The following is a 7,096-nucleotide window of genomic DNA, read 5'->3' on the forward strand; positions in this document are numbered from 1 at the left end:
GAGTTGCCCCGGAGGTGGGGCGGGTGCGGATCGGCGAGTTGGCGAAGGCGACCGGGACGACGGCGCGGGCGCTGCGCCACTACGAGCAGGCCGGGCTGATCACATCGGAACGGGCGGCCAACGGCTACCGCGTCTTCGACGACCGTACGGTGGTACGGGTCCGCAACATCCGCCATCTGCTGGCCGCGGGGCTCACCCTGGACGACGTGGCGGTCTTCCTGCCCTGCCTGGACGGCGATGTGGCCGCGGCGCCCCCCTCGGACCGGGGGCTGCGGGTCGCGCGGGAGCGGCTCGCCGTCCTCGAAGCACGCATCGCCGCCCAGACGCGGGCCCGGGACCGGCTGCGGGCCGCGCTGTGCGAGCGCACCGGCGACCGGGCCCGCCCGGTGGCCTGACTCCCCGCCGGCGCGGGGGACTTCTCCACGGCGGACGGACCCCCGCCCGGCCGGGCAACAGTTTTACCCGCCCCTGATGGCATGCCCTGGTCAAATCTGCCAGGCTTTCCGGCAGCCGCCGCCCCGGACCGCCCCGGGGAGGCGCGCAGGAAATCTCACCGCAGCCGTCGCGCGAGCGATGTGCGCAGTCCGCGGCCGCCTCCGGCGCACCCGAGCCGTCGGGCGGCCACCGAGCACGCCGGAACCCCGGCCGCGTCAAAGGAGTCACGTGTGAGACCCACCCCCCACCCCGCCCTCGCGGCGAGCGCACTGTCCGTGGTCGCGCTGGCCGCCTTCTCGTATCCGGGCACCGCGGCCGCGGCCGCGGCCGCACCGCACGACACGCCCCGGGCCGCCGCCGCGTGCACCCCGGCCCAGGTGGTCGCCAACGGAGGTTTCGAGAGCGGCACAGCGTCGTGGAGCCAGTCGCAGACCGGTCTGATCACCAACCGCGCGGGCCAGAGCGCCCACGGCGGCGGCTACTTCGCGTGGCTGAACGGCGTCGGCGGCACCCACACCGACACCCTCTCCCAGAGCGTCACCATCCCCTCCGGCTGCTCCACCGCCACCCTCACCTTCTGGCTCCACATCGACACCGCCGAGACGACGTCGTCCACCCAGTACGACAAGCTCACGGCGAAGATCGGCGGCACGACCCTCGCGACGTACTCGAACCTGAACAAGAACACCGGTTACGTCCAGAAGTCCTTCGACGTGTCGTCCTTCGCGGGCCAGACCGTCAACGTGGCCTTCACCGGCACCGAGGACTCCAGCCTCCAGACGAGCTTCGTCGTCGACGACGTCGCCCTCACCACCTCCGGCGGCACCACCCCGCCCGGTGACTCCACCCGTACACCGGCCTCGCCCGCGTATACCGTCAGCCTCAGCAGCAACACCAGCGGTACGGTCTGGACCGGCCACGAGAGCGCGACCTTCACCAACGCCTCCGCCACCGCGCTGAGCGAGGTGTATCTGCGGCTGTGGGACAACTACCACGGCACCTGCTCCGCCATGCCGATCGCCGTCACCAACGTCACCGGCGGCACCGCGGGCTCCCTGTCGGTGGGCTGCACCGCCCTGCAGATATCCCTGCCCACCCCGCTCGCCCAGGGCCAGAGCGCCACGATCGGCTTCGACCTGGGGATCACCGTCCCGAGCGGCGCCGACCGCTTCGGCCACGACGGGGCGTTCAACAACATCGGCAACGCGCTGCCGGTGCTCGCCGTCAAGGACGGGGCCGGCTGGCACCTGGACCCGTACACCAACAACGGCGAGTCGTTCTACTCCCTGGCCGCCGACTTCAAGGTGACCCTCGACCACCCCACCACCCTGCTGGTGCCCGCCACCGGCACCTCGGTCGACACCCCCGGCTCCAGCGGCCGTACGGTCACCACCGCGACCGCCTCCAAGGTCCGTGACTTCGCCTGGGCGGCGGGGCCGTTCAGCAAGATCTCCGGCACCTCGGCCGCCGGGACCGCGATCAACATCTACTCCGTCTCGGGCATCAGCTCCACCGACGCCCAGTCGATGCTGAGCACCGCCAAGAGCGCGGTGGACGCCCACGCGGCCCGCTTCGGCGCCTACCCGTACGGCGAGCTGGACGCGGTGATCGACAACAACTACTGGTTCGGCGGCATGGAGTACCCCGGCTTCGTCCTCGACCTGGTCAGCACCACCGCGCTCACCCACGAGATCGGCCACCAGTGGTTCTACGGCATCGTCGGCGACGACGAGTACACCAGCCCCTGGCTGGACGAGTCCTTCACCGACTACGCCACCGACCTGGCGCTGAACAAGACGGGCAGCGGCTGCTGGAACAGCGTCTCCTGGGCGTCGTCCGCCGAGAAGATCACCAACTCCATGGCCTACTGGGACGCGCACTCCTCGCGCTACTCCACCGTCGTCTACGGCTACGGCAAGTGCGCCCTGCACGACCTGCGGCGCGTCCTCGGTGACACCGCGATGGCCAAGCTCCTGAAGGACTACGCCACGTCGCACTGGTACGGCGTCTCGACGACCGCCGAGTTCAAGGCGGCGGCCCAGGCCGCCACGGCCACGGACCTGACGTCGTTCTGGACCACGCACCGCATCGAGGGCTGACACCGCCCGCGCGGTCCGCGCGCACCACTCTCGCCCGTCACGGCAGCGGCTGTGGCGGGCGAGGGCCCGTGTAGTGGGCACTGGGACGCATCCGCAGGGGGTGCTCCCCGTACTCCTCCAGGGCGTGCGCGATCCAGCCCGCCGTACGCGCCACCGCGAACACCGTCTCGCCCGCCTCGGCGGGCATTCCGCACGCCACACTGAGGACGGCGAGCGCGAGATCGACGTTGGCGTGCAGCTCCGTGTGCCGGGCCGTCGTGGCGACCACGTCGTGGGCCGCGGCCAGCGCCTCCTCGGCCTGCGGTAGCTCCGCGAGCAGCGTGAACAGGGCCCGGGCCCGCGGGTCCTCGCCCGGGTAGAGACGGTGGCCCAGGCCCGGCACCCGGCGGCCCGAGCGCAGATGGGCGGCGACCACGGGGGCCGCGCCGCCGCGCTCCAGGACCTCGGCGAGCATCTGGTGGGCGAGCCCACTGGCGGCCCCATGCAGCGGCCCGTCGAGCGCGCCGAGCCCGGCCGAGACGACCGCGTACGGATGGGCGCGCGCCGAGGCCGCCACCCGGGCGGCGAGCGTGGACGCGGCCAGATCATGGTCGATCAACAGGGCGAGCGCCGTGTCCAGTACGTTGATCGACGCCTCGTCGGGGAGCCGGGGCGTCAGGCGGTGCCACAGCTGCGGGGCGAGCCGTTCGGCGCCGCCGTGCCGCCTGCCGGCCGTGGGCAGCGCCCCGACCAGGGTGGGGATCAGCATCCGGGCGCAGCCGAGCACCGCCGCGGGCTCCAGGTCGAAGCGGAGCGGATCGGCGGCCGAGACGGCGACCGCGGCGGCCCGCAGCCGGTCCATGGCGCCGCTGTGCGTGGGCAGCGCGCCGACCGCGAGACGCGCCGCGTCGAGGAACGGCCGGGGCGCGGTGAACCGGGCCCCGCGCGGCAGCGTGCCCGTCCACACCCACTCCGCGACCTCCTCGAAGCCGTAGGCCCCGGCGAGTTCGACCGCGTCGACGCCGCGGAAGTAGTAGCGGTCCTTGTCGATGAGCGTCAGTTCGGTACGGAAGGCCAACTCACCGCCGCGCACGGCGGGTTCGCGGCGGGCGCTGCGCCGGGCGAGGGCCTCCACCTCCTTGGCGTCGAAGGTGGAACCGCGTCCGCCGGGCGCCCGCTCGCTGCTGAGCTGGCCGCGGCTGACGTACGCGTACACCGTCTCCGGCTTCACACCGAGCCGTTCGGCCGCCTCGCGGGTGGTGAGTCGCGACTGATCCGTCATGGGGGCCACCGTATCCAAGATCGATCAATGTTGATTCAATCAATATTGACAGCTTTCTCGTCAATCATAGACAGTCGAATCAACATTGAAGGAGGAACAGCGATGTCGACCACCACCACACCGGTGCCCCGCGGGCTCGCGGGCGTCGTCGTCACGGACACCGCGCTCGGGGACGTCCGCGGGCGCGAGGGCTTCTACCACTACCGCCAGTACTCGGCCGTCGAGCTCGCGCAGAGCCGCGGCTTCGAGGACGTATGGCACCTGATGTTCCACGGCCAACTACCCGACGCCGCCGCCCGCGCCGACTTCACGGCCCGCACCGCCGCCCTGCGCCGGCTGCCCCGGGAGGTGAGCGAGGCACTGCCCGGCATCGCGGCGGCCGGCGCGGCCTCCGGACCCCTCGCCGGACTGCGCACCGCGCTCTCCCTGCTCGGCGCCGCGCAGGGCTTCCGCCCGGTCTACGACCTCGACCCCGGGCAGCGCCGCGAGGACGCGCTCGCCGCCTGCGCCGCCGTCCCCACCCTGCTCACCGCGCTGTACCGGCTCGGCCGGGGCCTCGACCCCGTCGAGCCGCGCGAGGACCTGTCGTACGCCGCCAACTACCTCTACATGATGACGGGTTCACATCCCGAGCCCGACCGCGTCCGGGCCATCGAGCGCTATCTCATCTCCACCGTCGACCACGGCTTCAACGCCTCGACGTTCACCGCGCGCGTGGTCGCCTCCACCGGCGCGGACCTGGCGGCGTCCCTGGTCGCCGCGGTCGGAGCGCTCTCCGGCCCGCTCCACGGCGGCGCTCCCAGCCGCGCCCTGGACACGCTCGACGCCATCGGCTCACCGGAGCGCATCGACGCGTGGGTGCGCGAGCGGGTCCTGGCGGGAGAGCGGATCATGGGCTTCGGCCACCCCGTCTACCGCACCGAGGACCCGCGCTCGCGGATGCTGCGCGGGATCGCCGAGGGCATCGGCGGCCCCCTGGTCGCCTTCGCCGTCGAGGTGGAGAAGCACGTCGAGGCGATCCTCGCCGAGCTCAAGCCCGGCCGGGAGCTCCACACCAACGTGGAGTTCTACGCCGGCGTGGTCATGGAGCTGTGCGGGGTGCCGAGGGAGATGTTCACCCCGACGTTCTGCGCGGCCCGCGTCATCGGCTGGAGCGCCAACATCCTGGAGCAGGCGGAGGACTCGAAGATCATCCGCCCGGCGGCGCGTTATGTGGGCCCGCCCCCGCCGCAGCCGGTGCCCGCCCCCTGAAAGGGCCTGTCCCCCTTCGCCCGCGCCGGGGCGCTCCCGCGCGGGCCGGAGCCCGGCGGGAGCGCCCGGGGGCGCGGTGCCCGGTCGCGTACGGGCGTCAGCGCCAGATCGTCTGGACCGAGTCGAACTGGACCCAGGTGATCGGGTTGCCCGAGTTGCCGCCGAAGATGGTCACCGAACCGGCGGTGTTCACCTCGAAGCGGCAGGAGTTGATGCCCGCGCTGTTGTTGCGCGGCGCGGTGGCGCGGACGTACGAGGTGGGCCTGGCCATGGCGGCGGGCAGCGTGGCCACCTTGGTGTCGGCGGCGAAGCTGCCGTTGATGATGCCGCGGGCCTGGAGGAACGTGGTGCCCGCGATGGTGACGAGGCGGACCTGCGGGGTCGCGCCGGTCTGCGCGGTGACGCCGGGCTCCAGGACCAGGTCGGCCCAGTCGCCGGCCTCCACGCCGGCGGCGGCCGCGGGGGAGGCGGCGGCGAGGTTGGCGACCGCGACGGCGGCGGGCACGGCGAAGGCGGCACCGAGGATGCTGCGGCGGTTGTAGGACATGGTGGCTGGTCTCCTTGACGAGGCCTGGTACGAGTGACGGGGAGGACTGCGGGCGCGGTCAGCGCCAGACGGCGCTGAAGCTGTCGAGCTGGACCCAGGTGATGGCGTTGGTGTCACGCCCGCCGAACAGGCGCAGCGCGCCGTCGGTACCCGCCTCGACCCGGGCGACGCAGTAGCCGCCGTTGTTGTTGCGCGGCACGTTGCAGCGGGCCGCCACGCTGGGCGTCAGCGCGTCGGGCAGCGTGCCGAGGACCGCGTCGCCGTCGAAGGTGCCCTTGACTCCTCCGCTGAGCTGGAGCGTCGTGGTTCCGGCGACGCTGATGAGCCGGCCCCGGGGCGGGTTCACGTCGGCGGTGACACCGGAGGCGAGGGGGATCGTCGTCCAGTCGGTCATCACCTTGACGCCGTCGACCTCGGTCGTGTCGGGGATCGTCAGGAGCGTGCAGGTGCGCGGCCCGGGGTCCTCGCAGGCGAAGCCGAAGTGCAGGTTGGTCACACCGTCGCGGGTGTCCACGTGCATGCCCTCGGGCTCGCGCCATTCGAGGCCCGGCGCGGCGGTGATGAACTGCCGGTCCAGCACCTTGCCGGTGGCCCACTCCAGCGCGGTGATGTAGGTGTTGCCCGGCGGAGGGTTGCGGGTGGCTGTGCTGGACTCGCCGTTGAGCATGTACACCACGCCCCGGTGCGAGGCGTACCCCTGGAACACGCCCAGGTCCGCGGGCATCTCGATGCGCTGGAGCGGCTCGAAGACGCCCGCCGAGGCCTTGGCCAGGTCGTACCGCTCGAAGTGCGTGGCGCCGTCGGAGTAGAAGCGCATCACGAGCTCGTTGGAGCTGCGGTCGATGGTGGGGGTGGCGAAGAGCGCGGTCGGTGTGGGGCGGTACGGCTTCGCGTGGAGCGAGGAGCCGTAGTCGAGCACCGAGCCCGAGCGGAAGTCGAAGTTGGTGATGGAGGTGCCGAAGCCCTCGTTCCTGCTGTTGGGCTGCGACGCGGTCTCGGTCCACAGCCGGATGGTGCCGTTGCGGTTCTCGACGCCGAGGTTGACGCCGTGGCCGAAGCCGCGCAGATACATGTAGCCGGTGATCGCGCCCGCCCGGTTGAGGCGCGTCACGCACATGTCGCCGTTGCGGTTGCGGGTGTCGTAGTCGACCGGCGCGGACTCGCCGCTGAGGGTCAGACCGCCCTGCATCAGCTGGAGCACGAAGATGTCGCCCGACACCGGGTCGGTGTGGAACGACTGCATCACGGTGCTGTTCTTGAGCGGGCGACGGTGCAGCAGTTTGCCCACCGGTCCCGCGATGTCTATCTGTCCTTCAATGGTGACGCTCAACGACGCCGCTCCTTCATGCACGCCTCGGTGCTGCCGTGATCGGAACGGCGTCAGTGTCGCATGGGTGTTCCCGTGGCGGGAGCCGTGGTGGGGGGGGGGGGGGGGGGGGGGGGGGGGGGGGGGGGGGGAGGGAAGAGCAGTAGAGCGCAAGAGGAGCGAGACAAACGAATGGA

General features: G+C 72.2%; 6 protein-coding genes. 3 read left to right on the top strand and 3 right to left on the bottom strand.

The genetic code is table 11. The features are described 5' to 3' along the window. Nucleotides 1-23: 23 nt before the first annotated feature. The gene (locus tag AC069K_RS01340; protein WP_365113826.1) at nt 24-395 is read left to right on the top strand and encodes a MerR family transcriptional regulator; all 372 of its coding nucleotides are present in this window, start codon (nt 24-26) and stop codon (nt 393-395) included. A gap of 270 nt (nt 396-665) precedes the next feature. After that, a complete protein-coding gene (locus AC069K_RS01345) occupies nt 666-2,534 on the top strand; it encodes a M1 family metallopeptidase (RefSeq protein WP_478610860.1) in 1,869 nt (622 codons plus the stop codon). A gap of 37 nt (nt 2,535-2,571) precedes the next feature. Here the strand turns inward: AC069K_RS01345 and AC069K_RS01350 are convergent, their stop codons facing one another. Continuing rightward, on the bottom strand, nt 2,572-3,795 hold the full coding sequence (locus AC069K_RS01350; RefSeq protein ID WP_478610863.1) for a citrate/2-methylcitrate synthase: 1,224 nt from the start codon (nt 3,793-3,795) through the stop codon (nt 2,572-2,574). A gap of 102 nt (nt 3,796-3,897) precedes the next feature. Here AC069K_RS01350 and AC069K_RS01355 point away from each other — a divergent pair, with 102 nt between their 5' ends. Next, nucleotides 3,898-5,046: a citrate synthase/methylcitrate synthase gene (locus AC069K_RS01355; protein ID WP_478610866.1), complete on the top strand. Its 1,149-nt coding sequence runs from the start codon at nt 3,898-3,900 to the stop codon at nt 5,044-5,046. Nucleotides 5,047-5,143: 97 nt separating this feature from the next. Here AC069K_RS01355 and AC069K_RS01360 read toward each other — a convergent pair whose 3' ends face one another. Together AC069K_RS01360 and AC069K_RS01365 are read right to left on the bottom strand one after the other, a co-directional pair. Continuing rightward, a complete protein-coding gene (locus AC069K_RS01360; RefSeq protein WP_478610869.1) occupies nt 5,144-5,593 on the bottom strand; it encodes a hypothetical protein in 450 nt (149 codons plus the stop codon). Nucleotides 5,594-5,651: 58 nt separating this feature from the next. Continuing rightward, entirely contained in the window at nt 5,652-6,923 is a 1,272-nt protein-coding gene (locus AC069K_RS01365) for a phage baseplate protein (protein ID WP_365113824.1), read from the bottom strand. Nucleotides 6,924-7,096 lie beyond the last annotated feature (173 nt).

Source organism: Streptomyces sp. NPDC043908 (genome assembly GCF_056435525.1).

Bases quoted from the DNA above. Each gene is read 5' to 3' on its own strand.
- AC069K_RS01350 (WP_478610863.1), bottom strand. From the start codon at position 3,795: ATGACGGATCAGTCGCGACTCACCACCCGCGAGGCGGCCGAACGGCTC.
- AC069K_RS01355 (WP_478610866.1), top strand. From the start codon at position 3,898: ATGTCGACCACCACCACACCGGTGCCCCGCGGGCTCGCGGGCGTCGTC.
- AC069K_RS01360 (WP_478610869.1), bottom strand. From the start codon at position 5,593: ATGTCCTACAACCGCCGCAGCATCCTCGGTGCCGCCTTCGCCGTGCCC.